The organism is Prosthecobacter sp. (genome assembly GCF_044236155.1).
Taxonomy (GTDB): Bacteria; Verrucomicrobiota; Verrucomicrobiia; order Verrucomicrobiales; family Verrucomicrobiaceae; genus Prosthecobacter.
Genome location: NZ_JBIIHA010000003.1, coordinates 281,199 through 294,954 on the forward strand (window position 1 = coordinate 281,199; position 13,756 = coordinate 294,954).

At 62.3% G+C, this 13,756-nt stretch carries 14 protein-coding genes and 1 riboswitch; of the genes, 10 read left to right on the forward strand and 4 right to left on the reverse strand.

Going from position 1 to position 13,756, the window contains the following annotated elements:
- Nucleotides 1–63 precede the first annotated feature (63 nt).
- On the reverse strand, nt 64–447 hold the full coding sequence (gene rplT, locus ACILSE_RS04960; protein ID WP_395716251.1) for a 50S ribosomal protein L20: 384 nt from the start codon (nt 445–447) through the stop codon (nt 64–66).
- Nucleotides 448–571: 124 nt separating this feature from the next.
- On the reverse strand, nt 572–781 hold the full coding sequence (gene rpmI, locus ACILSE_RS04965; RefSeq protein WP_395716252.1) for a 50S ribosomal protein L35: 210 nt from the start codon (nt 779–781) through the stop codon (nt 572–574).
- Nucleotides 782–969: 188 nt separating this feature from the next.
- Between rpmI and ACILSE_RS04970 the strand changes: the two genes are divergently transcribed.
- From ACILSE_RS04970 to ACILSE_RS04990, 5 genes are all read left to right on the forward strand, one after another.
- Nucleotides 970–2,625: an ATP-binding protein gene (locus tag ACILSE_RS04970; protein ID WP_395716253.1), complete on the forward strand. Its 1,656-nt coding sequence runs from the start codon at nt 970–972 to the stop codon at nt 2,623–2,625.
- A 41-nt stretch (nt 2,626–2,666) separates the two neighbouring features.
- On the forward strand, nt 2,667–3,773 hold the full coding sequence (locus ACILSE_RS04975) for a 6-bladed beta-propeller (RefSeq protein WP_395716254.1): 1,107 nt from the start codon (nt 2,667–2,669) through the stop codon (nt 3,771–3,773).
- 229 nt (nt 3,774–4,002) lie between these two features.
- The gene (locus ACILSE_RS04980) at nt 4,003–4,563 is read left to right on the forward strand and encodes a SixA phosphatase family protein (protein WP_395716255.1); all 561 of its coding nucleotides are present in this window, start codon (nt 4,003–4,005) and stop codon (nt 4,561–4,563) included.
- 272 nt (nt 4,564–4,835) lie between these two features.
- On the forward strand, nt 4,836–5,192 hold the full coding sequence (locus ACILSE_RS04985; protein WP_395716256.1) for an ArsR/SmtB family transcription factor: 357 nt from the start codon (nt 4,836–4,838) through the stop codon (nt 5,190–5,192).
- 32 nt (nt 5,193–5,224) lie between these two features.
- Nucleotides 5,225–5,668, forward strand: a complete 444-nt coding sequence (locus ACILSE_RS04990) for a rhodanese-like domain-containing protein (protein WP_395716257.1) — start codon at nt 5,225–5,227, stop codon at nt 5,666–5,668.
- A 112-nt stretch (nt 5,669–5,780) separates the two neighbouring features.
- On the opposite strand, the gene ACILSE_RS04995 is transcribed toward ACILSE_RS04990, so the two are convergent.
- Nucleotides 5,781–6,479: an ABC transporter ATP-binding protein gene (locus ACILSE_RS04995; protein ID WP_395716266.1), complete on the reverse strand. Its 699-nt coding sequence runs from the start codon at nt 6,477–6,479 to the stop codon at nt 5,781–5,783.
- Between the two features lie 156 nt (nt 6,480–6,635).
- On the opposite strand from ACILSE_RS04995, the gene ACILSE_RS05000 reads away from it, so the two are divergent.
- The 4 genes from ACILSE_RS05000 to ACILSE_RS05015 are packed head-to-tail and all read left to right on the forward strand — an operon-like array spanning nt 6,636 to nt 10,611.
- Nucleotides 6,636–7,409, forward strand: a complete 774-nt coding sequence (locus ACILSE_RS05000) for a metallophosphoesterase (RefSeq protein WP_395716258.1) — start codon at nt 6,636–6,638, stop codon at nt 7,407–7,409.
- 13 nt (nt 7,410–7,422) lie between these two features.
- Nucleotides 7,423–9,033 carry a hypothetical protein gene (locus ACILSE_RS05005; RefSeq protein WP_395716259.1) on the forward strand — a complete coding sequence of 537 codons (1,611 nt, stop codon included), beginning with the start codon at nt 7,423–7,425 and terminating at the stop codon, nt 9,031–9,033.
- Complete coding sequence (locus ACILSE_RS05010) at nt 9,033–10,028, forward strand: hypothetical protein (RefSeq protein WP_395716260.1); 996 nt, start codon at nt 9,033–9,035, stop codon at nt 10,026–10,028. The genes ACILSE_RS05005 and ACILSE_RS05010 overlap by 1 nt, the downstream gene beginning before the upstream one ends.
- Before the next feature lie 13 nt (nt 10,029–10,041).
- Nucleotides 10,042–10,611: a hypothetical protein gene (locus tag ACILSE_RS05015; RefSeq protein ID WP_395716261.1), complete on the forward strand. Its 570-nt coding sequence runs from the start codon at nt 10,042–10,044 to the stop codon at nt 10,609–10,611.
- Here the strand turns inward: ACILSE_RS05015 and ACILSE_RS05020 are convergent.
- Complete coding sequence (locus ACILSE_RS05020; RefSeq protein WP_395716262.1) at nt 10,603–11,967, reverse strand: PEP-CTERM sorting domain-containing protein; 1,365 nt, start codon at nt 11,965–11,967, stop codon at nt 10,603–10,605. The genes ACILSE_RS05015 and ACILSE_RS05020 overlap by 9 nt on opposite strands.
- 134 nt (nt 11,968–12,101) lie before the next feature.
- Nucleotides 12,102–12,213: riboswitch (TPP riboswitch) on the forward strand.
- A 65-nt stretch (nt 12,214–12,278) separates the two neighbouring features.
- Between ACILSE_RS05020 and thiC the strand changes: the two genes are divergently transcribed.
- Nucleotides 12,279–13,756: phosphomethylpyrimidine synthase ThiC (gene thiC / locus ACILSE_RS05025; protein WP_395716263.1), on the forward strand; the 1,478-nt coding region annotated here is incomplete at its 3' end.

Sequence of the window (13,756 nt, forward strand, 5' to 3'; positions counted from 1 at the left end):
AATAAAGCAGCCGGGACGTAGAGCGTCCCGGCTGCGGTGCAAATGGTTGAAGTATCTGCGGAGTTACGCTTTCGGGGCAGCGGCGGCCTTCTGTTCGAGCGCGGCCTTGGCCTGCTGGACGAGGGCTTCGATGGCAGCGGCGTCCTTGATGGCGAGGTCGGAGAGGACTTTGCGATCGAGGGTGATACCAGCGGCTTTGAGACCCTCCATAAATCGGGAGTAGCTCAGGCCGAGGGGGCGGGTGGCTGCGTTGATGCGCTGGACCCAGAGGTTGCGGAAGCTGCGCTTCTTGGCCTTGCGGTCGCGGGTGGCGTAGGTTTCGGCCTTGCGGACGGCGTCCTTGGCATAGCGGAAGTGCGTGCTGCGGAATCCGCGGAAACCTTTGGCTTTGGCCAGCACGCGCTTGCGGCGCTTGCGGCTGGCGGGGGAGTTGGTGGCTCTTGGCATGTGTTTTCTATCGGTTGATCAGGCTGTTGTTAAGAGAGATGCGCTGCCTCACCTGGTCGAAGGCTCCGTGCGATAGGAGCCAGGCCGGCGCATCTTTGGTTCCATCTGGGAACCGGTGTCGGGATCAATGGAACGGAAGGTTCATCTTGATCGCCTTCACATCGACTTCCGCCACAAGGGCGACTTTGCCGAGGTTGCGCTTCCGCTTGCGGTTCTTGTTCTGCAGGATGTGGCGCTTGCCTTGTTTACGGCGCAGCACTTTACCCGTCGCAGTGACTTTGAATCGTTTGGCGACAGCTTTTCTCGTCTTGGCGATGCCAGCATTTTTGGACATAGGGGCGCGGAGGCTAGATGAGAAGGCCTGAGTGGCAAGGTGTTTTTCTCTGCCGCAGCAAGGCGCGAATGAAGCCACTGAAAATATCAGCTCTCAAAAGTGGGAGTCAGAAAAACTCAGAATATCAAAAATTAAAGTTGTCTTAATTATCCTCAATTGCTAAACAGGGAAAACTGAGCGGAAAATTCATGACGACCTCCATCCCTTCCTCCACAGCCACTACCGCCTCGACCGCCGAGCTGGAGCAAAGCGTGGAGCAACTCAAGGTCGCCAACTATTACCTCCGTGTGGCCCTGGACCAGGTGACGGACGGGGTGGTCATCGTGGAGAGCGATGCCAGCGACCCCAAATGCGGCCCGAAGGTGCTCTTTAGCAACGCCGCCGCCGCCATGCTGGCCGGAGCCGACCCAGAATCCGGGCTCCGCGGCTTGGGATTAAACGATCTCGTCGCTGATGACCGGGATGCGACCACTTTGCTGCAAAGCCTGCGCCAGGCGATGCAAAGCGGCGGCTGCCATGAATGCGAGTGCGCCCTGCAAAGCCTGCGGACACAGTCGCCCGTGAAATGCAAGTGGCGCGTGCGCGCTGTCTTCAACAGCATGCGCAAGCTGCTGAACTTCACGATTCTCATCAGCCCGTCGCAGGCTACGGCACCGAAAACCGAGCCAAAGCACCCGGCGGACGATCTCGACGCGCAGTCGGTGCAGTTGCGGAAGGAAAACCTCGCTGCTCTGGCCCAAGGCATCGCGCATGACGTGAACAACCTCCTCGGCCCCGTCACCGTGCGTCTTTCCGCTCTCATCCAGCAGGTGCAGGAGCATCCGGCCCTCGCACAGGAACTGCAGGCCGTTTTCTCAGGGCTGAAACGCGCAAAGCAGTTCACCTCGCAGGTCGTCAATGCCTCCAAGGCGACACCGCGCAAGCACGAGCCCACCGACCTCGCCTCCTTGGTGCGCGATACCGTCGAATTCGCCGGCGCCGGCTCAAACGTCCATGTTTGCGTGCGGCAGGATGACAACCTTCGCCTCGTCGTCGCCGATCCGGTGAAACTCAGCCAGGTGCTGCAAAATCTCGTCATGAACGGCATCCAGGCCATGCCGTGCGGCGGCTACATGGATGTCGAGGCGCACAACCACATGGTCGGCGGCACGGGCGACGGTCATTTGAAGCCGGGTCCGCATGTGCGCCTCGTCGTGCGCGACCGCGGCTGCGGCATCGCAAAGGAGAACCTCGGCCGCCTCTTCCGCGAATCCTTCACGACGAAGGCCGACGGCAACGGCATCGGCCTCACCACCTGCAAACGCTTCATCGACGAGATGGACGGCGAAATCCGCGTCACCTCCACGCCGAACGTCGGCACCGAGTTCAGCGTGTACCTGCCCGCTGCCGAAGGCTCCGGCGCCACGAGACCCCTCAGTCCCGCCGACACTGCCCCCGTGCCCCTGAAACACGGCAAAGGCAAGGTGCTCATCGTCGATGACGAGGACGACCTCCGCAAAGTCGCCCACATGATCCTCACCCGCTGCGGTTACGAGGTCGTTCAATGTGACAACGGCCAGGACGCCGTGAAGATTTATCAGAGCCTCTTCCGCACCGGCACGCCGCCCGACGTCGTCCTCATGGACCTCACCCTGCGCGGAGGCATGAACGGCACCGAAACCGCCGCCGAGATCCTCCACCTCGATCCCGACGCCCGCATCGTCTGCACCAGCGGCAGCGTCACGCAGGAGGTCCAGATGGTCTTCCTGGAGCGCGGCTTCGTCGGAGTCCTTCCGAAACCTTACGAGGCCGGGGAACTCACCCAGACCGTCCATCGCATTGCCACCATGATGAAGCGGAATTGAGCGTGCGTGACGCCGTGCCTGTGTCGATATTTCCTGCACACATGAAAACACGCCGCCATTTCCTCTTCGCCGGCCTCGGCACGGCCGCCACAGCCACGTTCACCGAGACGCTGCGTGCCGCGCCTGATCCGAAAAAAGACACCGTCATCGGCCACGGCGTGCATCGCTACAAGGTGGTAAAGGACTGGGTCCCCGCAGGCCAGGGACGCCATCATCCCATCCTCAACTGCCACGAGATTGTCCAGGTCAAAGACGGCCGCCTCTTCATGATCGGCGACCACTGGGACAACCAGGTGCTCGTCTTCAAGCCCGATGGCACCATCCTCGACTCCTGGGGCGGCGTCTGGCCCGGCGGCCATGGTTTGACGCTCTCCAATGAGAACGGCGAGGAGTTCCTCTTCGTCACCGACAGCGGTTTGTGGAAGAGCGGCAGCGGCGGCTACCGCCAGACCGGCCGCATCACCAAGATCGACCTCACGGGCAAAGAAATCTTCTCCATCAGCCACCCGATGAGCGTCGGTGCCTACGAGCCCGACATGGTCTTCAATCCCACCGAGACCGCCATCGCTCCGAACGGCGACATCTACGTCGCCGACGGCTACGGCTCGCAGTTCGTGCTGCGCTACGACGCGCGCGGCAAGTTCATCCAGCGCTTCGGCGGAAACAAAGGCGTCCCCGCCGACGAACGGCTCAACAACGCCCACGGTATCGCCATCGACACCCGCCAGGGCACCGACAAGGCCACTGTCCTCGTCACCTCGCGCGTCGATAATTGCTTCCGCCGCTTCACGCTCGACGGCAAATACCTCGAAACCCTCGCCGTCCCCGGCGCGATGGTCTGCCGCCCTGTCATCGCCGGGCAGGAACTCTACGCCGGCGTCTGCTGGTCCAAGACCCCCGAGATCAACAAGCTCCCGCAGAACCCCAGCGGCTTCACGGTCATCCTCGACGCCGCAGGCAAGGTCATCAGCGCCCCCGGCGGCACCGCACCCGTGTATGAAGACGGCAAACTCCAGCCCCTCATGCAGGCCGAGCGCATTTTCGATCATGGGCACGATGTCTGCGTGCTCGAAAACGGCGACCTCATCGTCTGCCAGTGGAACGCTTTTCAAACTTACCCCGTCAAACTGGAGAAAGTCGCCGCCTGAGCCGCGAACACATCTTCGAGTTTGTGACGCGAACAATGACGAATGAGTAAACCAGAATGACGAACGAATCCCCAATATCGAATCGCCCGATAGCAGCTTCGCCCGCGCAGACATGGCGACTTAATGTCATTGGGTTATCGTCATTGATTCGTCATTCCTCATTCTAGTTTCGTCCTTCCGGGATCCGCTCTTCTCTCACAGCTCTTAAACGATGAAGTATCTCACCCTCATGCGTCACGCCAAATCCAGTTGGGCCGAGCCCGGCGTGGCGGATCATGATCGTCCGCTCAATGAGCGCGGAAAACGCGCCGCCCCCGCCGTCGCCACCTTCCTGCACCGCACCTACTTCGGCGGGAACGACTCCCCTGCCCTGCTGCCGCCACCAGATCGTCTCGTCAGCAGCACCGCCCTGCGCGCCCTCACCACCGCGCAGATCGTGCGCGAGACCTTCGCCATGCCGGTCGAGCAACTGCTGCTCGAATCACGGCTTTACCTCGCCGAGGCGGAACTCATCCTCGACGTCATGCGCGGCTTTGAGGAGAGCTGGCATCACGTCATGATCTTCGGGCACAATCCCGGCATGCATGAGTTCGCCGAAAACATCCTCGCCCGCGCCAACATCCCGAAGATGCCCACCGCCACCGCCGTCATCATGGCCTTCCCGCACGAGTTCTGGGGCCTCGCCGACTGGCACGAGGCCCAGCTAATCGGCTACATCACCCCGAAGTCCCTCGAACGCCGCTTCCCCGAGCTCTACGGCAACATCTCGCAGGGTGACGGGGATGATTGAAAAGCATAGAGCATGGATAGACAGGGAGAAGAGGAACGCGGACAATCCTGTCAGCTCAGGAATAGCAACGCTTTGTCGGCCCTCCTGAGGAGGGCAGCGCTCCCGCCTTGCCGAATCCGGCCAGGCCGGAACCTCAGGAGTATTGGTTTACCAAAACTCCATGCCCGTTCCGCGCACATTTTCAGTGGACGAAACCGCCTCCATGGTGGAAACATGCACGACTGTATGATTTTATACGCATATAGTAGCCGTCTAAAAAACCTTTTGCCATCATGCCTGCTGCACGTTCCAAAAAGCCGCTGCCGCCTGTCACTGACGAGGCGCTCGCGCTCATCGCCTCCTGGTTCCGCACGCTCGCCGAGCCCAGCCGTTTGAAAATCCTCCGTGCCCTGGAGGAACAGGGCGAGCTAAACATCAGCGAGCTCGTCGAAGCCACCGGGCTGACGCAGGCGAATGTCTCGCGCCATGTGCAGTCGCTCGTTGATGCCGGGATGGTCGGCCGGCGCAAGGAAGGTCTCACCGTCATCTGCTTCATCGCCGACCCCAGCATCACCGACTTGTGCGACAGCGTGTGCAGCAACCTCCTCAAGCGCCTTTCCCAGCAGGTGAAGAAGCTCGGTGGTGCGTGATCAGTGTTTCAGGTTTCATGATCCTTCGTCGCATGCTCTGGCCCCTCCTCAGTCTCGTTATCGTCATCGCCGCCTGGTATCTCTTTGAAGGATTTTGGGACCGCCAGCTCTTCAGCGCCGCGCAGGGGCGTGTGTGTGTCAATCTCAGCGCGGATGAGGCAAATGCGTGGCTGCGCGAGCATCCTGAGACGCAGGTGCTTGATGTGCGTTCCGTCGGAGAGTTCAGCGGAGGAGCCCTGCCAAGGGCCCTCAACGTCTCCATCGGCGATGCAGCCTTCGACAGCAAAGTGGGCGCCCTCGACAAAACCAAGCCCGTCCTCGTCTATTGCGCCGGAGGCTTCCGAAGCCGAAAAGCGGTCGCGAAGCTCAAAGAGCTCGGCTTCAAAAACATCCAGCACATCCACCGCGGCTACATGTCGTGGAAACCGGATGCCCAACATGATCAAGACATGTCAGCTTCTCGCCGCAATCAATGAAGTTGAGAGGAGAGAAATGACAGGGCTGAGGGCTGTGAGCCCATAGCCCGGCAGATTCTTCAATTCCCGTTCGATGTGAGGCCCTAAAGAGAAGATGCCCTGAAGCAAAAAATCACCACTCCAGGCTCGTCACCGGCAGACGCTGCTCATTGTGGCGTTCCTTGACGATCTGGCCGTCAGAGAGATGCAAGACGCGGTCGGCCATGGCGGCCATGGCAGCGTTGTGGGTGATGACGACCGTGAGCGTGCCAAGCTCGCGATTGATGCGCTCCACGGCCTCTAGGACGGTGATGCCGGTGGTCACGTCGAGCGCGCCGGTGGGCTCGTCGCAGAGCAGCACCTCGGGTTTTTTCGCGATGGCACGAGCGATGGCGACGCGCTGCTGCTCGCCGCCGCTGAGCTGCGACGGGAAATGGTCGAGACGGTGGCTGAGGCCGACCATGTCGAGCGCCTCCTCGGGTTTCATCGGGTCTGGAGCGATGTCGGTGATGAGAGCGACATTTTCGCGGGCAGTGAGGCTGGGGATGAGGTTGTAAAATTGAAAGACGAAGCCGACGCAGTTGCGGCGGAACTGGGTGAGCGTGCGCTCCCCGCCGCCGGAGAGATCCCAGCCTTTGTAGCGCAGAGTGCCGGAAGTGGGGATGTCCAGGCCGCCGAGGATGTTGAGCAGGGTGGATTTGCCGCTACCGGAGGCACCGAGGAGGACGACCAGTTCTCCAGCATAAAAGTCGAGATCCACCCCCTGGAGGGCCACCACATCGAGTTCGCCCGTCTGGTAAACTTTACGCAGGCCTCGGGCCTCGAAGATCATGTTCTTCCCCGCCGTTGGCCGGGTTTCGATGGTAGGCTGCTTGGGGGCGCGGTTCTGCTGACGGCGGGACATGATGCTATTCTGCATGGTGTAAGTGATTATGCCATCACGATGATCGGTGGTTGCGTCCTGCCGGGCACGCGCAAGTATGTGGTCATGCCCATCCTAGTCAGCGACGACAGCCCCGACATTCACACGTCACGGGTCAAACTGACCCCGCGTGAGCCGGCCCGGAGACGCACCCTGGTCATCGGAGATGTGCATGGCTGCTCGCTGGCCCTGGATCTCATGCTGGAGCAGCTTTCCCCGGGAAAAGACGACACGCTGGTGATGCTGGGTGATTATGTGGACCGCGGACCGGACTCGCGTGGCGTGCTGAACCGCATGCTGGAGCTGGAGGATAAAACGCAACTCATCCCCCTGACTGGAAACCACGAGATCCTCATGCTCGACGCGCGCAACAGCCTGGTGGAGGCCGACGCATGGTATGCCGTGGGCGGAAGGCAGACGATGCAGTCCTACGGCTGCATGGACAGGCCGGACTGGAACATGGTGCCTCAGGAGCACTGGGATTTCCTGACGCGCCGTCTCCGCCGCTGGCACGAGAATGACACGCACATCTTTGCGCATGCGAATGTGAACGCCATGCTGCCGATGCCGGACCAAAGCGACGACTGGCTTTTCTGGCGGCGTTTCGATGACTCGCATCCGCATTTCTCCGGCAAGATGCTCGTCTGCGGCCACACCGCGCAAAAAGGCGGACTGCCGCACATCCTGCCCGGGCGCATCTGCCTGGACACCTGGGCGTATGGCGAGGGCTGGCTGACCGCGCTCGACACGGGCACAGAAACCTTCGTGCAAACAAGCCAGCGTGGCGAGGTGCGGCGGCTGACCTTTGACGAAGTGCGCGTTCTGACGCCGAAAGACTGATCCCCCACACGCCATGACCCGCGCGCGCTGGATTCTTTCTGCTGTCACGCTGTTTTTACTCTGGCTCGCAGGCGCTTTGGTACTGGTCCCGCGCATGGAGCAAGACCTTGAGGCGGCCGCGCATCAGGCGCTCGCAAAGCAGCCGATGCTGGCAGAGCAGCTTGGCGGTGTGAGCCTCACTTTTGACGGCCTGCAAGCACGGCTATCCGGCAAGGTGCGGAATGAACGTGACCGGCGCGTCATTGAAAACACGCTCCGCGATCTGGTGCGCGCCCCGACGCCGCTGGCAAGCAGCCTCGGCATGCGCCTCAACCCCGTCACTGCGGTGCTAGGCGAGATCGACGTGGTTCCCTTCCCCGCCGGATGGATGCTGCTGGCCGCCACTGGCGCGGAGGCGCGTCTGCTCGGCACTGCCGCCACGCTTTACGAGGCACGCGACATCGCGCGCAGCGTGCAGGAGAGCTGGAGTGTCAAAGGCGGCGCCATCTCCGGCATTCCCGGCGCGGATGGAGCAAAACACGACGAGGCAGCCAATGCCTCCGCCACGCTGCGCGGTGTTCCCGCGCCGCGGCAGACCGCGCAGGCCCAGATCGCGCGCATCGGGCAGCCGTGGATGGAGCTGATGCTGGAAAAAGACGACGCGGCGTTGTTTGCCCAGGCAAGCGCTGCAGGCATTGACGAGTCTGAATGGCAGCGGCACATCCTGCCGGTCCTGCGGGATCTGCGCGCCACGCTGGAGCGGCAACGCGGGGCTGAGGCCGAGAATCAACGTCTTTCCAGGCTCCCGCCCGGCCACCTCTTCATCGCCGCGCATGATTCGCAGGTCGTTCTCCGGGGAGAGGTGGGCACACCGGCGATGAAGCGGGCGATTCTCGACGAGGCTCTCCAAGCCTTCGCTCCGCGTCGTGTCCATGATGAAATCCGTGTCAGCGCGCAGCGCCGCCCTACCGGTGATTTCGGTCCCATCACCATCGCGCTTCTGCCTTCCGGCAAAAACAAGCGTTCCCTCTTCTTCGGCCTCGGTGGCGAGGCATGGAAATCGGTGGACTGGCAGATCACGCCTGCCGAGCAATCATGGAAAGAAGGTCTTCCCGTCGGCATCGACCGCGGCACGGTGCAAAATGACAGCGCTCTTCTCACCGGCTGGTTGAGCGGTGATGGATCGCACGAACTGCCGCCCATGCCAAAGTCAGAACTTCCGGTGGTCGTACTGACCTTGTTCGGAACGAAGGCCGTCCTCGCCGGCCGTGTCGCGGAGGAATCGACACGCGCGCAGCTCATCGCCGCCGCACGCCAGGCTTACGGCCAGCGCCTGCTGGTGCAGAGCGACGACCTGCACGTCCGCGCCACCTGCCAGCCTTCGATGAATCTCCTCCACACCCTCAAAAGCCTGCCGCCAGCTCCGGCGGCGGAAAGCGCGGGCCTCCTTGCCATCGCCAAGCCCGGCGGCGTATGGACGGTCATTCCGGCGGGCCGTGAACTCCTCGAAGCGGGCGGCCTTGCCAGACAAGCATCGCTGCCCGAAGGCATTTCCGCAGGACTCGTTCAAGAACTCTCCTCTGACGCTCTTGAACAGCTCCGCATCTGGATTTCAAACCTCAAATCACCGATCTCGCGCCTCTGATGTCCTCCGCTTTCTGGTTGCTGCTCTACCTCGCGCCGCTGCTCGGTCTCACCGCCGCGTTGTTTGCCTGGTTTGGCTGGCATTGGCGCGGGAGCGATCTTTTGAAGCGGATTCATGAACTCGAAGCCGAGGACGGCAAAGAGCGTGAAAGCCGCGAAAAGGCCGAACACGAGCGCGACAGCCTCAAGAGCGAGTTGCAGGCCGCCATCGACGCCGCACGCAGGCATGAAGACGATGCCGCCAAGGCCCGTGAGAGCCTCCAGGCGCTCGAAAGCGAGAACAACCGCCTGTTGCGCGACCTGGACCTGCTGCGCGCCGAGCGTGATCAAAACACAGCCGCGCTTCAAACAGCCCGCGCAGAGCTCGAACAGCTTCGCGCAGCACCCAAAATCGTCGCGGCACACGAGACTCCCGCCGTCGCGCCTCCGCCAGATGCGGAAAAACCGAAGCGCAAGCGCACAGCGACGGCCAAGGCCCCCAAAAGCGCGCCTGCGAACACCACGCTTGGCGAGAAAATCTCCGCGTTCGAGGCCCGGCTTGCCGAGCATCAGTCCGCCGTCGCCGCGCTCACCCAGGAGGATGAAGACTGGCGTCGTCGCGTGGGCAAACTCGAAGGAAAAACACCCGCCGACCCCGCCGCGCTGGCGCTGGCACGCCGCAGCTTGGCGGACAGTGAAAAACGCCTTCAAAACGCCACGAACGAGATCGGGCGGCTGCAAAGCCAGATTCTCGTGCTCCATCGTGCCGAAGAAAAAGCCGCCGCAATCGCCGGCATCGCGGACGACGACCTCACGCGGATCAAAGGCATCAAAAAAATCATCAACGAACAGCTCCACGCCCACGGCATCCGCACCTGGCGTCAGATCGCTGAATGGGATGCGGAGGAACTGCGGGTCTTCAGCGAGATGCTGGCCTTCAAAAACCGCGCCAGCCGCGAAAAATGGCAGGAGCAGGCCCGCGTGCTCCATGAGGCCGCCCATGGCCCGCTTACCTGAATATCGTTTCCGCATGTCCCGCCTTCCGCGTCTCACGCTCTTGTTATTCACGCTCCTCAGCAATGCCTGCGTCAATCTGGGCACGCCTGAACAGCGCCAGGAAAAAGCCCGGCGGCTGAGTCATGATTTGCAGCAGCTCAGCCCCTCCATCTCCGCCTCCGAGGCGGACAAGGTGGCCGCCACCGCCGTCGAAACCTCCACGGAGCTCGCGCGCGATTTCAAACCGCTGCGCTTTCCATGGATGAACAACGGCCTCGTGAACGCGGGACTGCGCAAACGCGGCCTCTGCTACCAGTGGCGGGACGATTTGTTTCCGCACCTGCACCGCTTGAACCTCAAGACCATGGATCTGCATCTCACGTCCGCCCGGCGCGCAACACTCATGGAGCACAACGCCATCGTCGTCACCGCGAAGGGGCAGCGCTTCGAGGACGGCATCGCCATCGATCCCTGGCGGCACTGCGGTGTGCTGGCGTGGGCGAAGGTGTCCGAGGACCGCTACCCGTGGAAGCCACTGCCGCGCGAGCTTACTCCAGTGGTGCTCCGCCCTCTGCTGATGCCGGAATTGTATCCTTCAAACTAAGCCGCGCCGCCTGCGCAGCATCAACGCGCCGCCGAGCAGCACGAGCAGCGCGCCCGCAGGCTCCGGCACGAGGGCGAAGTTGTTGTTCACCACATAGTCCGCCACGCTTAAGCCAATGTCATGCCCCGCAATGGCCGAGGTGCCGAACTGTGTCCCGCCGTAGATGCCGCTCATCATCGCCTCGTCCGACGCCTGGCTGAAGCTGGTGAAATTCCGCGTCATGTCGATGCTGCCGTCGCCATTGATGTCGCCGCCGAGGCTGAAGGACATGCTGTCGCCAAGATAAAAGGCGAGCGTGGCGGCGGCGGCCTCGCTGAGCGTGCTGCCGAGCGCGACGTATTCGGGGAACGATGGCGCGGCGATCAGTGGCGCCCAGGCCACGTCCACATCGGTGTTCACATTGCCGTCGGCGTCACCATTGGCGATGGCGGTCTCAGGACGCCAGAACTCATTGTCATAGATCGTGGCAAAGGCGGTGATGCCCGCGTCTGCCATCGCCACATTCACAGCGGCGAAGAGGCGCGCGGTGTCCGTCACACCGAGCCCGGCGGTGCTGGCGGCTGTGGCCGCCACCTGATTCCACATGCCGGTCGTTTTCACCGTGCCGCCCGCCGCCGCCCAAAAATAAGCCTGGTTCGTCTGATCGGAAGTGCGGGTCAGGCTGAAGAAGGAGCCGATGTTCTTCACCTCGTTGTAGTCGGTGGCGTAGGGGTCCGTCTTCATGTAGTCCGCGAGCGTCCCGGTGGGAAGCGCGCTCATGTAGGCGCCGGTGCCGGGAATCGCGAACGTGCCCACCGTGCCCCAGCCCGGCAGCAACGCGCCTGAAGCAGATGTTTGCGCCCAATAACCAATCGTTCCCACCGGCGAGTAAGGCGTGCCTCCAGCGGTCGAGGCGCCATCTCCCGAGCGCCAGGCCAGCATGTCATTCGCGATGGACACCCCCCACGCGATGCCGTCTGTTTTCGCCTGGCCGTCCGCGATGCCGCTGAGCTGCGTGTTGTAAAGCGTGGTGAAAGCGCCGCTCGATCCCGAGTAAAGGCTCTGCATCACCGTGTTCGCCGCCGCGATCATCGCCGCCTCATAAGACGCCCCCGCCGGACCACCCGTCGGCGCCGTGTAGCTGCCGAAACCGTAGGTCTGGTAGCCTCCGCGGATGCTTTCAGACGCGTTGTAGATCGACGTGTGCAGGATCGCCAGATCACGCGCCATCACGGGCGCCTCCGTGCTCGTGCGCATCGTCGTCAGCGCCAGCGCATTCCACTCCGTGACAATGTCGGCCCGGACTGCGGAGACCGAGGTCAACAGCAGGGCAAAACTGGCCAGCAGGCCGTGGGTTTGGAAACGGGCGGAGCGCATGGGCTCGTAAATTGAATCAAATTACTATAATTATGGTAACCCATCAATTGATTTTACCTTGTTAAGCATCTCCGCAGCCCGAGCTCGGTTGTAAATTGCCTTTGACCTTCGCACGCCCAGTTGGACAATCGCTTCCGTCACGACAGGGGCGTCCCACCGCAGGGACTGAGACGGATCTTCCTCGATCCGAACCCTCCGAACTTGATGCGGGTCATGCCGCCGAAGGGAGCTCGCTCGGAGGGTCTATCTCAGTTCCGGCCACAGGCCGCCCCAACCACGAACTCAGAACCAGGAACCCAAAACTTTCCCCCATGATCGCCACCAAAGACTCCTTCGAACCCCATTCCTCCGAGCAGCTCCCCGCCTCCACCCGCGTCTATGTCGAGGGGCAGATCCACAAGGACGTCCGCGTCCCCATGCGCGAGATCGCTTTGAGCCCCACGAAGAGCTTCAATGGCCGCATCGAGGTCAATGAACCCGTGCGCGTCTATGACACCTCCGGCCCTTGGGGCGATCCGTCCTACAAAGGCACCGTCGAGGAAGGCCTGCCCGCCCTGCGCAAAGCCTGGATCCTCTCCCGCAACGACGTCGAGGAATACCAGGGCCGCGCCATCGAGCCCCGTGACAACGGCTACCTCACCGCCAACCACGCCGAATACGCCGCCGCCAAGCGCGAAGGCCTCCTCAGCCCCCTGAAAGCCCCCATCAATGCCCAGCGCAATCCCCTGCGCAGCACCGGCAAGCCTGTCACCCAGCTCCACTATGCCCGCCAGGGCATCATCACCCCCGAGATGGAGTTCATCGCCATCCGCGAAAACATGCGGAATGCGGAACTCGGAATTCGGATTGCGGAATTGGGCAGCGACATCGTTCGCAACGACCTTTCCAAACAGCACGCCGGCTCCTCTCAGGATTCCGAACTCCGCACTCCGAACTCCGCCTTCACGCCGCGGGTCTTCAGCATGTTCCCGCAACGCATTCCCAAAGAGATCACACCGGAATTTGTGCGTTCGGAAGTGGCGGCGGGTAGGGCGATCATCCCCGCGAATATCAACCACCCCGAGCTCGAGCCGATGATCATCGGCCGGAACTTCCTCGTCAAAATCAACGCCAACATCGGCAACAGCGCCGTCGCCTCCAGCATCGAGGAAGAGGTCGAAAAAATGCGCTGGGCCACCAAGTGGGGCGCGGACACCGTCATGGACCTCTCCACCGGCAAGAACATCCACGCTACGCGTGAATGGATCCTGCGCAACAGCCCCGTGCCCATCGGCACCGTGCCCATTTATCAGGCGCTCGAAAAAGTGAACGGCAAAGCCGAAGACCTCACCTGGGAACTCTTCCGCGACACCCTCATCGAGCAGGCCGAGCAGGGCGTCGATTACTTCACCATTCACGCCGGCGTCCTCCTCCGCTTCGTCCCCATGACCGCCTCCCGCATGACCGGCATCGTCAGCCGCGGCGGCAGCATCATGGCCAAGTGGTGCCTCGCCCATCACAAGGAAAACTTCCTCTACACCCACTGGGACGACATCTGCGACATCATGGCCGCCTACGACGTCTCCTTCTCCATCGGCGACGGCCTGCGCCCCGGCTCCATCGCCGACGCCAATGACAAAGCCCAGTTCGGCGAACTCGAAGTCCAGGGCGAGCTCACCAAACGCGCCTGGGCCAAAGGCGTCCAGGTCATGAACGAAGGCCCCGGCCACGTCCCCATGCACATGATCGAGGAAAACATGGCCAAGCAGCTCGAATGGTGCCACGAGGCCCCCTTCTACACCCTCGGGCC

Bases quoted from the DNA above. Each gene is read 5' to 3' on its own strand.
- ACILSE_RS05015 (WP_395716261.1), top strand. From the start codon at position 10,042: ATGTCCCGCCTTCCGCGTCTCACGCTCTTGTTATTCACGCTCCTCAGC.
- ACILSE_RS04975 (WP_395716254.1), top strand. From the start codon at position 2,667: ATGAAAACACGCCGCCATTTCCTCTTCGCCGGCCTCGGCACGGCCGCC.
- ACILSE_RS04980 (WP_395716255.1), top strand. From the start codon at position 4,003: ATGCGTCACGCCAAATCCAGTTGGGCCGAGCCCGGCGTGGCGGATCAT.
- ACILSE_RS04985 (WP_395716256.1), top strand. From the start codon at position 4,836: ATGCCTGCTGCACGTTCCAAAAAGCCGCTGCCGCCTGTCACTGACGAG.
- ACILSE_RS04990 (WP_395716257.1), top strand. From the start codon at position 5,225: ATGCTCTGGCCCCTCCTCAGTCTCGTTATCGTCATCGCCGCCTGGTAT.
- ACILSE_RS05010 (WP_395716260.1), top strand. From the start codon at position 9,033: ATGTCCTCCGCTTTCTGGTTGCTGCTCTACCTCGCGCCGCTGCTCGGT.
- ACILSE_RS05000 (WP_395716258.1), top strand. From the start codon at position 6,636: ATGCCCATCCTAGTCAGCGACGACAGCCCCGACATTCACACGTCACGG.
- rpmI (WP_395716252.1), bottom strand. From the start codon at position 781: ATGTCCAAAAATGCTGGCATCGCCAAGACGAGAAAAGCTGTCGCCAAA.
- ACILSE_RS04995 (WP_395716266.1), bottom strand. From the start codon at position 6,479: ATGATCTTCGAGGCCCGAGGCCTGCGTAAAGTTTACCAGACGGGCGAA.
- ACILSE_RS05020 (WP_395716262.1), bottom strand. From the start codon at position 11,967: ATGCGCTCCGCCCGTTTCCAAACCCACGGCCTGCTGGCCAGTTTTGCC.
- ACILSE_RS05005 (WP_395716259.1), top strand. From the start codon at position 7,423: ATGACCCGCGCGCGCTGGATTCTTTCTGCTGTCACGCTGTTTTTACTC.
- ACILSE_RS04970 (WP_395716253.1), top strand. From the start codon at position 970: ATGACGACCTCCATCCCTTCCTCCACAGCCACTACCGCCTCGACCGCC.
- rplT (WP_395716251.1), bottom strand. From the start codon at position 447: ATGCCAAGAGCCACCAACTCCCCCGCCAGCCGCAAGCGCCGCAAGCGC.